This window comes from Variovorax sp. GW821-FHT10B04, assembly GCF_059415645.1.
Window position 1 is genome coordinate 105,672 of sequence record NZ_JBWKNQ010000006.1, and the last position, 13,570, is coordinate 119,241.

At 66.2% G+C, this 13,570-nt stretch carries 18 protein-coding genes; all 18 read right to left on the minus strand.

The features are described 5' to 3' along the window. Positions 1-10: 10 nt before the first annotated feature. The 18 genes from AC07PZ_RS16700 to sctS all read right to left on the minus strand — a co-directional run bounded on the left by AC07PZ_RS16700 (position 11) and on the right by sctS (position 13,566). Positions 11-1,066, minus strand: a complete 1,056-nt coding sequence (locus tag AC07PZ_RS16700) for an EscU/YscU/HrcU family type III secretion system export apparatus switch protein (RefSeq protein ID WP_495296236.1) — start codon at positions 1,064-1,066, stop codon at positions 11-13. A gap of 17 nt (positions 1,067-1,083) precedes the next feature. Then, the gene (locus AC07PZ_RS16705) at positions 1,084-2,253 is read right to left on the minus strand and encodes a hypothetical protein (RefSeq protein ID WP_495296237.1); all 1,170 of its coding nucleotides are present in this window, start codon (positions 2,251-2,253) and stop codon (positions 1,084-1,086) included. A gap of 107 nt (positions 2,254-2,360) precedes the next feature. Next, positions 2,361-4,088 (minus strand): type III secretion system outer membrane ring subunit SctC, encoded by a 1,728-nt coding sequence (gene sctC / locus AC07PZ_RS16710; protein WP_495296238.1) that lies wholly within the window; start codon positions 4,086-4,088, stop codon positions 2,361-2,363. A gap of 25 nt (positions 4,089-4,113) precedes the next feature. After that, entirely contained in the window at positions 4,114-4,593 is a 480-nt protein-coding gene (locus AC07PZ_RS16715; RefSeq protein WP_495296239.1) for a type III secretion HpaP family protein, read from the minus strand. Between the two features lie 107 nt (positions 4,594-4,700). Then, on the minus strand, positions 4,701-5,516 hold the full coding sequence (locus AC07PZ_RS16720) for an EscT/YscT/HrcT family type III secretion system export apparatus protein (protein ID WP_495296240.1): 816 nt from the start codon (positions 5,514-5,516) through the stop codon (positions 4,701-4,703). Then, positions 5,513-6,061: a hypothetical protein gene (locus AC07PZ_RS16725; protein WP_495296241.1), complete on the minus strand. Its 549-nt coding sequence runs from the start codon at positions 6,059-6,061 to the stop codon at positions 5,513-5,515. Before AC07PZ_RS16725 ends, AC07PZ_RS16720 begins: the two co-directional genes overlap by 4 nt. Beyond that, entirely contained in the window at positions 6,058-7,362 is a 1,305-nt protein-coding gene (sctN, locus tag AC07PZ_RS16730) for a type III secretion system ATPase SctN (protein ID WP_495296242.1), read from the minus strand. The genes AC07PZ_RS16725 and sctN overlap by 4 nt, the downstream gene beginning before the upstream one ends. Then, the gene (locus AC07PZ_RS16735; RefSeq protein WP_495296243.1) at positions 7,341-8,069 is read right to left on the minus strand and encodes a FliH/SctL family protein; all 729 of its coding nucleotides are present in this window, start codon (positions 8,067-8,069) and stop codon (positions 7,341-7,343) included. Before AC07PZ_RS16735 ends, sctN begins: the two co-directional genes overlap by 22 nt. Continuing rightward, the gene (locus AC07PZ_RS16740; RefSeq protein ID WP_495296244.1) at positions 8,024-8,764 is read right to left on the minus strand and encodes a type III secretion protein HrpB4; all 741 of its coding nucleotides are present in this window, start codon (positions 8,762-8,764) and stop codon (positions 8,024-8,026) included. The genes AC07PZ_RS16735 and AC07PZ_RS16740 overlap by 46 nt, the downstream gene beginning before the upstream one ends. After that, positions 8,761-9,612, minus strand: coding sequence for a type III secretion system inner membrane ring lipoprotein SctJ (gene sctJ / locus AC07PZ_RS16745; RefSeq protein ID WP_495296245.1), 852 nt, complete (start codon positions 9,610-9,612; stop codon positions 8,761-8,763). The genes AC07PZ_RS16740 and sctJ overlap by 4 nt, the downstream gene beginning before the upstream one ends. Then, a complete protein-coding gene (locus AC07PZ_RS16750; RefSeq protein ID WP_495296246.1) occupies positions 9,609-9,998 on the minus strand; it encodes a hypothetical protein in 390 nt (129 codons plus the stop codon). Before AC07PZ_RS16750 ends, sctJ begins: the two co-directional genes overlap by 4 nt. Beyond that, positions 9,995-10,483: an HrpB1 family type III secretion system apparatus protein gene (locus tag AC07PZ_RS16755; RefSeq protein WP_495296247.1), complete on the minus strand. Its 489-nt coding sequence runs from the start codon at positions 10,481-10,483 to the stop codon at positions 9,995-9,997. The genes AC07PZ_RS16750 and AC07PZ_RS16755 overlap by 4 nt, the downstream gene beginning before the upstream one ends. Further along, complete coding sequence (locus AC07PZ_RS16760; protein WP_495296248.1) at positions 10,480-10,920, minus strand: CesT family type III secretion system chaperone; 441 nt, start codon at positions 10,918-10,920, stop codon at positions 10,480-10,482. The genes AC07PZ_RS16755 and AC07PZ_RS16760 overlap by 4 nt, the downstream gene beginning before the upstream one ends. A gap of 44 nt (positions 10,921-10,964) precedes the next feature. Next, positions 10,965-11,195, minus strand: a complete 231-nt coding sequence (locus AC07PZ_RS16765) for a hypothetical protein (RefSeq protein ID WP_495296249.1) — start codon at positions 11,193-11,195, stop codon at positions 10,965-10,967. A gap of 72 nt (positions 11,196-11,267) precedes the next feature. Continuing rightward, positions 11,268-11,516 carry a hypothetical protein gene (locus AC07PZ_RS16770; protein ID WP_495296250.1) on the minus strand — a complete coding sequence of 83 codons (249 nt, stop codon included), beginning with the start codon at positions 11,514-11,516 and terminating at the stop codon, positions 11,268-11,270. Between the two features lie 18 nt (positions 11,517-11,534). After that, a complete protein-coding gene (locus tag AC07PZ_RS16775; RefSeq protein WP_495296251.1) occupies positions 11,535-12,524 on the minus strand; it encodes a hypothetical protein in 990 nt (329 codons plus the stop codon). Further along, positions 12,521-13,306, minus strand: a complete 786-nt coding sequence (locus tag AC07PZ_RS16780) for a hypothetical protein (protein WP_495296252.1) — start codon at positions 13,304-13,306, stop codon at positions 12,521-12,523. Before AC07PZ_RS16780 ends, AC07PZ_RS16775 begins: the two co-directional genes overlap by 4 nt. Then, the gene (gene sctS, locus AC07PZ_RS16785) at positions 13,303-13,566 is read right to left on the minus strand and encodes a type III secretion system export apparatus subunit SctS (RefSeq protein ID WP_495296253.1); all 264 of its coding nucleotides are present in this window, start codon (positions 13,564-13,566) and stop codon (positions 13,303-13,305) included. Before sctS ends, AC07PZ_RS16780 begins: the two co-directional genes overlap by 4 nt. Positions 13,567-13,570: the final 4 nt, after the last annotated feature.

Sequence of the window (13,570 nt, forward strand, 5' to 3'; positions counted from 1 at the left end):
TCATCCGACCTCATGGCATGCGCCGAGTGGGCGTGCGAGCCCCGATGGCACGTACCCATTGCAGGACGATCGCCACGGCCTGATAGGTTTCCGGCGGCACCGGATGCCCGACCTCCACCAGATAGAGCCGCCGTGCCAATGCAGGTTGCTCTATCACCGGCACCAGCGCATGTTCTGCCCAGATGCGCAATGCCAGCGCCTTCTCGTCCTCGCCTTTCGCGACGACAGTCGGCACACCTTGTCCATGCACATAGCTCAGCGCGACCGAGTAATGGGTCGGATTGGCGAGCACCACGTCGGGCCGACCGGCCATGCCTGCCGGCGTCTCGTTGGCCGCCTCGCGAGCGAGCTCCTTCTGCTTGCCCTTGATCTCCGGGTTGCCGTTCAGGTCCTTTCCCTCGCGTTTGACCTCTTCCTCGCTCATGCGCTTGTCGCGGACGAACAGCCAGCGTTGCAACCGGAAATCGATCGCCGCAGCCACGCCGATGAAAACGGCCGCGGTGAACATGAGCTTCAGCGACAAGTCCCAGAGCAGTGAGGCCACCATCTCGGGCGGCCGCGATGCGGCACCGGCAAGCAACGGCAACATGCTGCGGATGCTGAACGCCAGCAGCGTTCCCATCAGCACCAGCTTGACCACGGTCTTGACGCCATCGGTCATGGTGCGCGCGGAAAACAATCGGCCGACACCGGCTATCGGGTCCGCGTTCTCGAACTTCATCTGGACCTTCTTCATCGACATCGTGACGCTCCCCTGCAGCGCCACGCCGACGATGCCGGCCAGCGAGGCAGCCAGAGCGAAGGGCACCGTCGCTATCGCCAGCTGCAGGCCCAGCGCGTAGATACGGCTGGTCAGTGCTTCAGGCGGCATCGTTGCGAAGTCCAGCGCCAATCGCACGATCAACGTCAACCTGTCGGCCATGCCCGCCGCACCGGCCGACAGGACCACCAACGGCAGAACCAGCGCCACGGCGGCCGTGAGATCCTGGCTGACCGCAGTTTCTCCGTCTTCCCGCGCCTTGCGGAGGCGGTGCGCGGTGGGTGGCTTCGTCTTTTCGCCGGACATGTCGATGCTGCAGCGGGCTAGCAGACGATGCCGTCCCCCATCTGCAGGTCGAGCCAGCCTCCGCTGTACGTGGGCAGGAGACAGCGCATGCTCGTCGTGCTGCCGTCGGTCAACCGGCTGTACGAACTTCTCGCGAACCGCTGCTGGCCGATCTCGCTGAGCGCGTAATCCAATGGAGCGACTCCCGCATTGGGGCAATCGCACGTGCAGGGCATCGGAATGGTCTTCGAGCGACGATCGACGGGAACGAACTGGTTCACCGTGTAGGGCGGGCCCATCGAGGCCATCCGGCGAGCGTCCTGTCGACGCGCATCCTGACGGCGGGCGTCGCGCACGTCGGCATCCTGCCTGCGCTCCTCTTGCACGCGCTCCTCCTGCATGTGCGTTTGTCGTTGCGAATCCCGAATCCAGCTCAGCTTCGATTCATCTATTTCGTCCCAGGCTTTTCTGTCCGTCCAAACCGGCGAGTCCGGAGGGGTGTACATGAACGCACCACCCTTGTTCAACGCACTCAGCAACGCTGGGTAGCCACCCCTTATCAAGTCGTTGCGATCGACGCTCGCCTGCGTGATTTCCTGGCCTGTCTGAGGATCGACCAGCCGCCCTTTGACAGGGTCGAATTTCATCTGGTTGGCCCATTGCAGATTGAGGATCGATGTCGTCAGGCCCGGACTGTTCGGATAGCTCTCACCCATCCGCAGCGGTCCGTCGCCATGAAGGTTGTCGATGGTGACGATGCCGTCCTTTTCACTGCCGATCATTACCGAGCCGTTGAAGGTCGGTTCCTTCTGGCCCGGGATGGGCGTGCCGTTGTCGGCAGTGACTCGCTTGAGGACGATGGTGGTCCCGTTCGGCTCCGGCAACGGGATCGTGACCCCCATGTCGCCCGACGAATCGAAATGCTGACCTGGTCCCGACTCGCCCGCCTTGCTGACAGTTTCGTGCGGATCTCCGGTGCTCTCGCCCTGGGCGGTCACGATCCCGCGATCGAGCGTCTGCCATGTGACTCGACCACCGTCGGCCTTGCTCGCCGTCACGATGAGGTTGTCGGACGAGACCCTGATATCCCCATTGGGCAATGTGTCGACTTTCCAATTGTTGGATGCCGGCTGCGGCTGTGGCAACGGCGCCCATAGGCGCGACGACATCATCGTGGTCGTCGTGGTGGTCTGAGTGAGAGTGGTCATGCGCTGCTCCTGGTCGAAGGCTGGAATGAAATGGGTGAAGACAGCTTATGGCCGTGCCCTTGCGCCATGAACCGCCTTCCGAAGCCCTGCGCACCCGCGCGAAGCAGTCAAGGAAGAATCCGCGGCGACACGAGAAACAGCCGAACCGCACTCTGGGTCGACTTCGTGTCGTAGCGAAACAGCCGGCCGATGCCGGGCAATGACGAAAGGCCGGGCACGCCGCTGCGCCGCACTTCTTCCTTCTCCATGGTGTAGCCAGCCAGCAGCAGGCTCTCGCCGTCCGAGACCACCGCCTGCGTGTCGATGCGATTGTTGGAAATGATCGGAATGCCGCCGACCGACTGCTCCTGCAGGGTGCCGTCCTGCACACTCACGTTCATGCGGATGCGCCAGACGCCGTCCTCGTTGGATGCAGAAGGTGTCACGCGCAGGACCGTGCCCGCCTGCAGCGCGAAGAGCTGCGCACTCTGATAGGCCTCGACCTTCACGTACAGGGTCTGCTGGCTGCTCATCACCGCTTCCTGATGGTTGAGCGTTGCGACCTTGGGTCGCCCCACGATCCGCGCACGCCCTTGACCGGCATACGCGCCAATGCGTGCGAGCAGATAACGCCCGGAGTTGCCGAGGACGGCTGTCAGCAGGCCACCCTTCACGGCTGTCTGCGCCGCATCCGCCGCGCCTGGCAGCGCGCCGCTGAAGCCCGCCTGCGTACCCTGTCCCGATCCGGTCTGTGCGTCCACGCGATTGGAATGGAGACGCCAGTCGACGCCCAATTCATCGAGCGCGTCGCCCTGAACGTCGATGATCTGCACCTCTACCTCGAGTTGAGACACCCGTCGGTCCAGTTCAGCGATCAGCACCTCGTACTGCGCCAGGCGCTCGGGCAGGTCACGCACGACGACGGAGTTGCTCGCGGCGTCGGCCTGAAAGACCGGGAGCTGTTCTTTCTCGGCTTCGTCTTCGGACTCGTCTGCACGCAGCGTCGGCGTGGGCTGCACGGCCTGCGAGGCCTTGCCCTCGTCCCCGCGTCCGCCGCCTGCCCAGGCCGGCGTGCTGCGGATCGGAGGCACGCCTGAACCCATTGCCGGCAGGGCGTCCAGGGATTCGCCACCCACGAGGGTGCGCTGCATGAAGCGCATGCTCGCAGCGGTGTTCCTGGTGGACTGGGACGCGAGGGACTGGTCCGCACGTCCGTGCAAATCCCGCAGCAAAGACGCGACGCCGCGCACCGGCGGACTGTTCGGCTGCTCACCGGGGCGGTCGGCAGCCCATGCATTGCGCAACGGAAACACGCGAACCTGCGCCGTGCCCTGCTTCGCGCTGCGTGCCTCGAGACGCGCAGCCATTTCCACCACCAACGCCACGTATGGCACCGGCCCCTGAACGATCGCGGTGTTGGTGTCGTCGTCGTACTGCAAGGGGAAGCGCTCGGCATCCAGGCCCAGCCGTCCGATGGCTTCACGCAGTTGGCTGGTCCGGGCCGCCGATAGCTTGAGCACCCGCGTCTGGATGTCCTTGGCAGACACGATGTGCAGAACCGCACCGTCGAAGTACCAGAGAAAACCGTACGCACGCGCCATCAGATCCAGGAAGCCACCGGGCGCCAGATCGAACTTGCCGGCCACCACGCCTTCGAGGTCGTTCGAGATCGTGACGGCCATGCCCTGGCTGGACGCGAAGTCGCGCAGAACCTCGCGAAGCGGCTTGCCTTCAGCTGCGTACTGGTAGCGCCGACCAGACCACGCCGGCGTCACGGCGACAGCCGCCTGCGAGGCCAGGCACACGGCGACAGCCAGGAGCATGGCACGTGGAATGGACTTCAGAATGTCTCGCATGGCGTCTACTCTTTTTCGTTGGATCTCAGGCTTCGAGCTGCACGCTCGACAGGGTCGGCAGCGCGCCGCGAAGGCGTTTGACCAGGCTGTTTGCATGCTGGGCGAGCAGCTCGCGGCTGCCCCAGTCGGAGGTCTCGAAGCGGAGCGTCAGCACGCCGTGCTCGCAGTTCAGATGCAACGTCGTGGCCACGAGCAGATCGGCCGACAGCGGCACATGCGCGGCCCAGCCGCCATGCGCAGACGCATGAACGGCGAAGGCCACCACGAGCCCGCCGAGCCTGGCCAGCGCAGGAGGCAGCTGACCGTCGGACTGGCCTTGCCCACCGGCTTCCATCGGCACGGGCGCACCGGTGTGCGGGTCGTCCCGGGCGTCCTGCCGGTCGCTGCCCGCGCCCCCGTCCTGCACGGCAAGCAGGGCCCCCGCGCCGACGTGCCGCGGTTCGAGTTCCTGATGCGACTCCGCAGCATCCCAGTCCATCTGTGCCGGTGCCGAGAAGTCAGGCACGGGCCCTGGCCTGGGCACAGGACGTGCAGAACGCGTAGCAGGCAGTGGCACCGGGGCCTGGCCCGGACGCGCCGGTGCGACCGGCGGCACGCGACGCACCGAATCGCTCATCTCGGCAGCTCCAGCCGCCGCAACATCGACATGAGTTCGCCGAGTTGCAGGCCGGACTTGATCTCGTCCATGAACAGCCCGGCGAACAGGATCAGCGAAAAGATCGCCGTGGCGGCCTTCACGGGCGTCGCCATGGAGGATGTGTCGACACCCTTCGCGGCCCGCGACACCAATGCCATGGCGATGTCGATCAAGGTAAGCAGGAAGAGCAGCGGCATGGCCGCCGATGCAATCAGCCGCATCATTGAATCCAGCCCGGCGCCGACCGCCGCCGCGCCGTCGCCGCCGATCCAGCCCGGCCACTGTGGCAATGGCTGCCAGACCGGCCACCAGCGCCAGCTCTCGAAAAGCGCAGCCGCCAGAAAGGTGAGTCCCCCCATCACGAGAAATGCCGCAGCCGCGAGTTGAAACAGGATGTCGGACAGCGGTGTGCTCTGCTCCGGACTGGAGGGATTGAGCAACTGAACGTTGTTGTAGCCGGCCAGGTTGTCCACCAGCGCCCCGACGCTCTGCGCCACCCAGAACACCTTGCCGGCCACCAAGGCCAGCACCAGGCCGACAGCGGCCTCTCGCACCAGCGTCAACGCCATCGTCTGGGCAGTGGCCGCCATCATGGCTTCGGTGGGCGCTCCGGCCGCAGCGAATACGGCGATGGCCAGCCCGAACTGGAAACGCGCCGTGGCCGTGAGGATCGGCTCATCGGTTGCCGGGAACATGCCCAGCATCACCATCGGACGTACCGCATACAACGCGACCATCGCCAGAAACTGCTGCCAGCCAATGCTCAGGCCGAGCAGGTCCAGGCCCATCATGGCCCCACCTCCAGTTCCCCTTGCGCAGCGACAGCCGCCGCGCGCGCCGCCATCAGCAGCCGGCCGGCATAGGCTTCCTCCCGCTCGTCTTCCTCTGCGTCCTCCACGCCCTGCGCGTGGGCCGCCAGCGCTTTCTCTCGCAGGCCTTGCAGCGACTTCACCTGTTCGTCGTTGGCGGCGATCAAGCGACGCTGTTCGGCGCATTCCGCCGCGCGCTGCACGACATCGCGGTCAGCGGATTCGCGCGTGCGTACCGCGTCGCGATGTTCCTCTTCGAGCGTGTCGCGCCGTGCCCGCAGGCGCAGTGCCTCGTCCACCTGCATCGCGACGCGCGACGACAACCGTGCACGCAGCCTGTCGACGCCGGTGCGGAACGCCGCCATCGCCCGGTCCTGGGCGTCGGCGGCCTGCCGAGCGACGGCAACCTGGTCCTGATGCGCCCGCACGCGGCGCTGCAGCTCGGCCTGCAACCTGCGGCCGCGAGCCTGTCGTGCATGCACCAGCACGCCATAGGTCCGGGCCTGAACCTTGGGCTTGGCGCTCATCGCACCAGCGCCTCGAGCGCGTCCAGTGTGTCGTCGTAGTCTTCCACCGTGCCGATTTCCTGCCCCAGGAAAGCGTTGATCGCATCGTTCTTGGCGATCGCCTCGTCGGCCAGCGGGTCGGAGCCCTGCTTGTATTCGCCGATGCGCAGCAGCGTCTCGACCTCCTGGTAGCGTGACATCAGCCGACGCAGCCGGCCCGCGTCGCCGATATGGTCCTTTTCCACGATGTCGTTCATCACCCGCGACAGGCTGCCGAGCACATCGATGGCCGGATAGCGATTGCTGGCGGCCACGGTGCGCGACAGGATCAGGTGGCCGTCCAGAATGCTTCGCACCTCTTCGGCAATCGGGTCGGCATTGGTCTCGTCTTCGGCCAGGATGGTGTAGAGCCCGGTGATGGAGCCGTGCGGCGACTTGCCCGCACGTTCCAACAGGCGTGGCAACTCTGCAAACACCGACGGCGGAAAGCCGCGCCGGGTCGGCGGTTCTCCGGCGGCCAGGCCGATCTCGCGCTGCGCCCGGGCAAAGCGGGTGAGCGAATCCATCATGAGCAACACACGGTTGCCGCGGTCGCGAAAGTACTCCGCGATGGCGGTGCCCACATGGGCCGCCTTGGCACGCTCCACCGCGGAGCGGTCGGACGTCGCGCACACGACGACGCTCTTGGCCATGCCTTCGGGCCCGAGCACGCGCTCGATGAACTCGCGCACCTCGCGGCCACGTTCGCCGATCAGCGTGATGACGTTGACGTCGCAGCTGGCGCCACGCGCGAACATCGACAGCAGCGTGCTTTTGCCCGTGCCGGCCGGCGCGAACACGCCCATGCGCTGGCCCTCGCCCAATGTCATGAGCGCATCCACGCAGCGCACGCCGGTCGGCAGCGGCACATCGATCAGCGGCCGGTCCATCGGCTCGGGCGGCATGCGCATGATGTCGATGGTTTCCTCGAAGTCCACCGGCCCCTTTCCGTCCACCGGCTCGCCCAAGACGTTGACCACACGGCCCAGCAGGCCCGGTCCCACGCGTACCTGCAACGGCCTGCCCGTGCCCACGACCAGGGTGGCGCGCGAGAGGCCTGCCGTGCCGGACAGCGGCACCAGCACCGCCTGGTCGCGCGAGAAGCCCACGACCTCGGCGTACTGCAACAGCGTGCCGTCGCGGGCGCGCAGCTCGCACAGCTCGCCGCAGAGCGCCTCCAGCCCGCTCGCGCGCACCAGCGTGCCAACCACTTCCGTGACCTTGCCAGCCTGGAAGTGGAGCACCCTCGGCTCGACCCGGCTCAATATCGCGGTGTCGCGCATGGCGCCTCCGAAGCGTCGGGGTCGAAGAAGGTCCGGTCCTCCCGCAGGCAGCGCGCCAGGGCCGCCAGCTGCGTGTCGAGCCCCGCATCGACGTAGCCCATGTCGCTCTCCACCCGGCAGCTGCGGCGCGTGGATTGCGGGTCGACCTCGACGCGTGCGGACGCGCCTGCGGGCCATCGGGCACGGTGCGCCTGCAAGGCGGCTTCGGCGTGCGCCTGGTCGTCCGGATGCACGTGGAACACCATGCGGCCGGCGTCCTCGGCCTCCTTGTCCAGCAAGGTCAGGGCGGCGGCGTAGAAGTCCTGCGGTGCCTGGGACAGCACGAGCCCGCGCACGGTGGCAACCACCACATCGATCATCCGTTCTCGCTGCCGGGCGACCATCGACGCCATGTCGCGTTGCGCGTCGAACGACTGGTCGTGCCAATCGGCCACGGCTTGCCGGTGACCCTGCCAGTAGCCCAGCTTCGCGGACGCGCGCCGCTGGGTCTCGCCGGCGGCCACCAGGCGCTCCGCCTCGGCGTGCGCATCGGCGAGGACACGCTCGGCCTCCTCGTGCGCCGCGTCTTGGCGGGCCCGCGCCGCAGCCAGGAGGTCTACGGCCGCCTGGTCGATCGAGACCAGGCGCGCGAGCTCTTCGCGAGCGACGACGCCGTCGGCGCTCAGGCCCAGTTCAGCGCCCAGTTCGGTCCAGCGCAGGTACACCATGAAGGCGGCTCCCTTAGGTCGGCGGTCAGGCGGCGCAGCACCCATTGCTGCGCCTCGGAATCGGATCGTCCGGCAGCGGCGGGCGCGCTCGCTTTCGGCTGCTCAGGCACCTCGGGCACGTTGAGCACCTCCGGCATCAGCGGCGAAATCTGGAGCGGCGACTGCGGCGGCAACTGCGGCGGCAACTGCAGGCGCCACAGGCGGGCCAGGGCGCCTTCGGGCGGCCAATGCGGTGCGGCAGCAAATGCATGCCAGCCTTCCAAGGCCAGCGCTTCCGCGTCCGGCAAGGCGGCTCCTGCGTCTGCGGACCGCTCCGACGCGGCGCCATCCATCTCGAGCGTCAACGCCCGCCAGGCCGGGTGCCCAACTTCCGCGATCAGTGCCGCGCGCGTGACCGGTTCGATGCAACGGCGCACCTGCGCACTGCGTGCCCACAGCCCGCGCAGCAGCAACGCGCGCCGTGCCTGCGCCGGTGGCAACAGCGCGAGCCGCAGCACCGCATCGCCCAGCTCCGCCAACGTGACCGGGCCGAGCCCGAGGAATGCGGCCCAGTCCTGCCAGCGCCCGGCATGCGGCAGCGAGCCCAGCGGTGCCAGCCAGCCCGGGTGAACGGTCTCCGGCAACGCACGAAGCCGCGCACCCCAGGCCGCCAGCAACTCGGCCCAGAGCGATGGACCGGCGGTGATCCGGATCATGGCGAAACGCCGTTTCGCGCCGCGTCGGTATCGGCGTCGGTCGCACCGCCGGCCGGCGCATCTGCGGCCTCCCCCGACGGCTTGCGCGCGGCCATGAGCCAGCGGCCCAGGCGGCTGTTGCGCAGTCCGGCCGATTGTCGCCAACCCAGCCAGGCGCCCAGGCCCGCCAGCGCCGCCACGATGGCGGCCCACAGGAGCGGCAGGCGCCAGGCCGGCGGCGCCGGGGGCGGCGGCAGCGGCGGTGGCTCCGCCTCGACGAAAACCACGCTGACGGCGTCGTACGACAGGCCTTCGACGCTGTGCGCCACGAGATTCTTCACCGGCGCGGTGTAAGCGGCGGGCGACATCCCCGGCCGGTGCTTGATGAACACCGACGCGCTGGCCGGCTTGGGCACGGTGGCGAGCGGGTCGGACTGCGGCATCACGATATGCACCCGCGCCGCGACCACGCCATCCATGCGCTGCAGCGTTTCCGACAGCTCCTGCGATACGCCGTAGACGAAGCGCACCCGCTCCTCCACCGGCGTGGACACCAGGCCGTCCTTCTTGAACATCTCCCCCAGATTGGCATAGCGAAGGCGCGGCAGGCCATTGGCACGAAGCAGCTCGAGCGACTGCACCACGCTGTCCTGCGGCACCTGGATGGTCCAGGTCTTGCCGGCGTCAGGCGTTTCCTTGCTGGCCTGCACGCCGGCACGCAGCAGCACGGCGAGTACTTCGTTGCTGTCGCGTTCGGTGAGGCTGGCGAGAAGCTGGGTGTCGCATCCGGCCAGTGCGGCAGCGATGGCAACCGATGCCAACAGCCGCAATGCGCGGATGAGTCGCGAAGGAATGGATGTCGAGATCATTTGCTGTTCATCACCGTGTCAACGGACTGCCTGGCGCTTTTCAACGCACCCCAGCTCAGATCCATCAGCGTCTTGGCATAACTGAGATCGATCTGATGCTGCGTCATATACGCGATGGCCTGCACGGCAGACATGCCGTGTATGGCATTGAAATCCAGGGACGAGACCGCATGCGCGAATATTTCGGAAGAGCGTTGAGCCATTCCTGAAAGCACCGATGGCTCTCCCGCAGCGACCGGTGCGGGCAAGACGTCGTCCGCAAAATCCAGGGCGGCGTCATCCCAGGCGGCCTCGAAGTCCGACACCCTGGCAGCAGGCGGAGCAGGGGCTGGCGATGACGCCGAACTGTCCGTGAGTTCGACCGCGATCTGCGTCTGCGCAGTCATGCGCGCATCCTTGAAAGCGTGAGCAGAGGCAGCATCTCATCGCGCTGCCTGGAAGCATCATCGATCGCATCCATCTCGGGGACCGGACGGTCGGCCATGGAAAACAACGAGCGTACGAACTCACTCGCGCGTGCGGAGTCGTTGCGCAGCAAGACTTCCCTGGCAGCCTGCTCCCACGACAGTTCGCCCGACCAGTACATGCAATGCGCGCGTACCGCGACACTCACGGTGTCACTGCGACCGGCAACTGAACACAGTGCATCGAAATGCCGACCGGCCGCGATGAGGACGAAGGGCTCCAGCGACTGGAGAAAGTCCCAGTCGGGCCAGAGTCGCCGTGCCGCGGCACATAACATCTCCGCTTCCTCGAAGCGTCTTTTCCAGAGGGCATAGGAAACCATCGATCCGAGCGAGAGCGCCAGAAGTTTTTCTGGATTCGTCGGATCGGTCGACTCAATTGCGGTTGGATGCGCAGGATCTTTCATACTCTGATCCATTGGTATTCGCGTGATGCGACGCCATTGAACTGTTCATCAGGACAGTCGAGGATGTTGTTTCGCCAATACATCCCGTGCTCGCCGTAGTGGGCCAACGTATCGGCAAGCCATTGACCCGTGGTCTGCGGCCCGAATGCAGCCCGCAGCATGAGCACCGATTCACCCGTGTCCGGATCCAGGGCGAAGCGACCGTTGTCCTTGGCATAGACAAGGAGGTTGGCCTCCAGCATGAGCCGGAGCACGCGCAGCACGCGCCCGGCCATGATGGCGCCGAACCTGAAGTACATCTGGAAATGGCCCGTGTCGCCTTCAAGCGTTTCGAATGTCACATCCATGCCTTTGACGTAGACCATCCGCCGCGCCACGACAGAGAGTGCATCCGGCAGGCCGACGGTCCGGCAGAAATCCGTGAGGAGATCGCGCAAGTCATCCGTTTCCATTGCCCGCCCATCGGTTGCCACTCAAAGACTCATTGCGCCATCTTGTTGGTAATTTTCTCGACCTCGTCCGGCCCCATGGTCGAGGCTTTGCATCCTGCTTTGAAGGTCTCTACCTTGTTCTGGATGGCTGTCTGGTATGCGGTACTCTGCATGGTTTGCTCTGCCATGTGCGACTGCACGATCATTCCGTCCTGGGTGTTCTTCGTGGCCTGCGCCATGATGGCTGCATTGGTTGCAGCCGAGTTGTCTACTGTTGTCATGCCTGACTCCTCATCTTGATTCCTCGTACTGCGAGGCCAGTCGTGTTGCCTTCAACACAGATCGATGGATTGCTAAGAAACTTGGACTTCGCGCTCCAGTAGTTGGAGCAATTGGGAGATGCCAACGTAGATGCAATGAAGATCCGCCTTTCGAGAACTGAGGCTCGTGAGCCCGATCTCTTTCACGGTCTCGGCAAGACATGTCTCCAGCGCAACCATTGCGCCGGTCGTATCGACGAACAACGTGTCCGGCATCGCCTCATGGGATCGTGAAAATGTCGCGATGCTCTCCGCCATCTGTACGGTGAGTCGTTCATACATGGACTTGTCCTTCGCGGCTCATGGGCCGAAAGTCTTCGTGCCGTCCGGCTGGATCGCGTACCGCGTTTCACCAGCTTCCAGGCGGGTTGCAGGGCGCGACCGCGTCGCGGGCGGCGTCACGTCGACCTGTACCGATCGAACGCCCGGTGCCAGGTCCTGCGCCAGCCGCGCGGCCATGTCGCGAACGAGGGCTGGACGCGTCGTCGTGCCTTCGACGACGTAATGGCCATCTCCCGCATAGCGCACGACCACACCTTGCCCGTGCAGCGCGCTGCGGAGTGTGTCGAGCAGCTCGGGCATCAGCTGCCAGTCGGAGGCCACCGCGTTCCTGAAGGGCAGCAGCGCAATCCGCGCACGTGCGTCGTCCTGCGGGCTGTCGAGCATGCCGGTGACTTTGACCTGGAAGCCGTCGATCGCCACGTCCAGGCCGGTGACATGTGCCGCGGCCAGAGCCATCCGCACGCGGTCCGCCGTGTGCGACGCCAGAATGCCCGCGGACGTAGCGATGGGCAGTCGTTCCGACGGCGCGTCGTGCGGTATCTGCGACGGACTGGCAATGACCAGCGCAAGGGTGCCGGCTGAAGCCAGCGCCACGGCCGCACCGCGCCAACGCCAGCCGCGACGGCCCACAATCGTGCGCATCGAAGACGGCGACGCCGATGCAGGAACCATCTGCGGCACGGGCTCGGCATACCGGACCAGCGGCGCGAGCAGCAACATGTCCGCCGGCCATTCGACATCGTCGCCGCCAACGCACAGCACGACGTCACCGAAGCGCTGCGCGGTGAGATCGGGCCACATGACCCACTGGCCTGACGAGTCCTGTACGTGCACGGCCCCGGCGGCCAGACGCAGCAGTACGGGTGTACCTTGCCAGTCCTCCAGCGTGATGGCGGAAGCGACTTGCGCAGGCGCATCGGCAACCGGTGCAGCGATGCACCAATCGCCGTCGGCGAGCGCGAGTCGAGCGCCAGCGTGCGAGCCGGTAAGTACGCGCAGAAGCTTCATGCGCTGACCCTCGCGTTCTGCCCGGCACTGAAGAGCCGCCCGTAGTCCGCCGGCTCGACGGGGCGCATCTTCACGGCGACGGACAGCTCATTGGCATCCGGTGTCAGCAAGGCCGGGATGACCAGCATCGAGGTACCTGTCGACGCACCTCCGATGGACCGCCCCATCCCTCCACCCGCGGCCTTGACCAACGATGCCATCTCCATCAGGCTGGTGGGCAATTCGACCCCGATCCCGGTGAGCGTTCGCTTGATCTGCGACACGGTTCCCGAGAATTCGCCGCGGGGCACGAGACCCGCATCCACGTCCGCCACGAAGTGCAGCACGCATCGAATTCCCTTGAGGGATATCTCATAGGGATCGGCGCCTCTGCTCCTGCATGCCTCCAGGAACTCGGCCTGTGCTTGCCGGCTCGCCGAAGACGCGAGCGCGGCTGCAGCTTGCTTGTCGCTCCCTCCGCGCCCCGAATCGTCGGAGTTGCCCTGCTCGCCCATCTGCCGCACGGCGACGGCACCAGGTGCGGCGAAATCGAACTGACTCCCTTCCTCCTTTTCAGAGGCTGAAGTCTTCTCCGTGTGACGCTCCAGAAGGGCGTGATGCCCCGCACCGCTGCTGGTCAATCGCTTGCCGCCGCCGTCCGACGAAGGGGGAGGAGGTGCTCGGTAGGGGCTGTTGTTGTCGCCGACAGGCGCCGCCGACCTGCCCGCGGGCGCGCCTCCGACGGGCGACTGATGTACCGCCGGGCTCGGAGCCGTGCTGGTGGTGGGCGCCGAGATGTTCATGCGAAGAACGCGGCCGCAACCAGCGCCTGTGCAAACGTCAGCACCTGGGTGCCGGCCCAGCCGGCCGTCAACACCAGCACCACGGACACGCCGAGCAGTTTGATACCGTACGCGATGCTCTGGTCCTGCAGCGACATGACCGACTGGATGAAGGCCACCACCAGGCCGATGAGCGCCGACGCAGCTACCGTCGGCAGCGACACCAGCAGGCACACCAGGAGTGCCTGGGACGTGAAGCGGACGAGATCGTCGGCGTTCATTCGA

Bases quoted from the DNA above. Each gene is read 5' to 3' on its own strand.
- AC07PZ_RS16700 (WP_495296236.1), bottom strand. From the start codon at position 1,066: ATGTCCGGCGAAAAGACGAAGCCACCCACCGCGCACCGCCTCCGCAAG.
- AC07PZ_RS16705 (WP_495296237.1), bottom strand. From the start codon at position 2,253: ATGACCACTCTCACTCAGACCACCACGACGACCACGATGATGTCGTCG.
- sctC (WP_495296238.1), bottom strand. From the start codon at position 4,088: ATGCGAGACATTCTGAAGTCCATTCCACGTGCCATGCTCCTGGCTGTC.
- AC07PZ_RS16720 (WP_495296240.1), bottom strand. From the start codon at position 5,516: ATGATGGGCCTGGACCTGCTCGGCCTGAGCATTGGCTGGCAGCAGTTT.
- AC07PZ_RS16725 (WP_495296241.1), bottom strand. From the start codon at position 6,061: ATGAGCGCCAAGCCCAAGGTTCAGGCCCGGACCTATGGCGTGCTGGTG.
- sctN (WP_495296242.1), bottom strand. From the start codon at position 7,362: ATGCGCGACACCGCGATATTGAGCCGGGTCGAGCCGAGGGTGCTCCAC.
- AC07PZ_RS16735 (WP_495296243.1), bottom strand. From the start codon at position 8,069: ATGGTGTACCTGCGCTGGACCGAACTGGGCGCTGAACTGGGCCTGAGC.
- AC07PZ_RS16740 (WP_495296244.1), bottom strand. From the start codon at position 8,764: ATGATCCGGATCACCGCCGGTCCATCGCTCTGGGCCGAGTTGCTGGCG.
- sctJ (WP_495296245.1), bottom strand. From the start codon at position 9,612: ATGATCTCGACATCCATTCCTTCGCGACTCATCCGCGCATTGCGGCTG.
- AC07PZ_RS16750 (WP_495296246.1), bottom strand. From the start codon at position 9,998: ATGACTGCGCAGACGCAGATCGCGGTCGAACTCACGGACAGTTCGGCG.
- AC07PZ_RS16755 (WP_495296247.1), bottom strand. From the start codon at position 10,483: ATGAAAGATCCTGCGCATCCAACCGCAATTGAGTCGACCGATCCGACG.
- AC07PZ_RS16765 (WP_495296249.1), bottom strand. From the start codon at position 11,195: ATGACAACAGTAGACAACTCGGCTGCAACCAATGCAGCCATCATGGCG.
- AC07PZ_RS16770 (WP_495296250.1), bottom strand. From the start codon at position 11,516: ATGTATGAACGACTCACCGTACAGATGGCGGAGAGCATCGCGACATTT.
- AC07PZ_RS16775 (WP_495296251.1), bottom strand. From the start codon at position 12,524: ATGAAGCTTCTGCGCGTACTTACCGGCTCGCACGCTGGCGCTCGACTC.
- AC07PZ_RS16780 (WP_495296252.1), bottom strand. From the start codon at position 13,306: ATGAACATCTCGGCGCCCACCACCAGCACGGCTCCGAGCCCGGCGGTA.
- sctS (WP_495296253.1), bottom strand. From the start codon at position 13,566: ATGAACGCCGACGATCTCGTCCGCTTCACGTCCCAGGCACTCCTGGTG.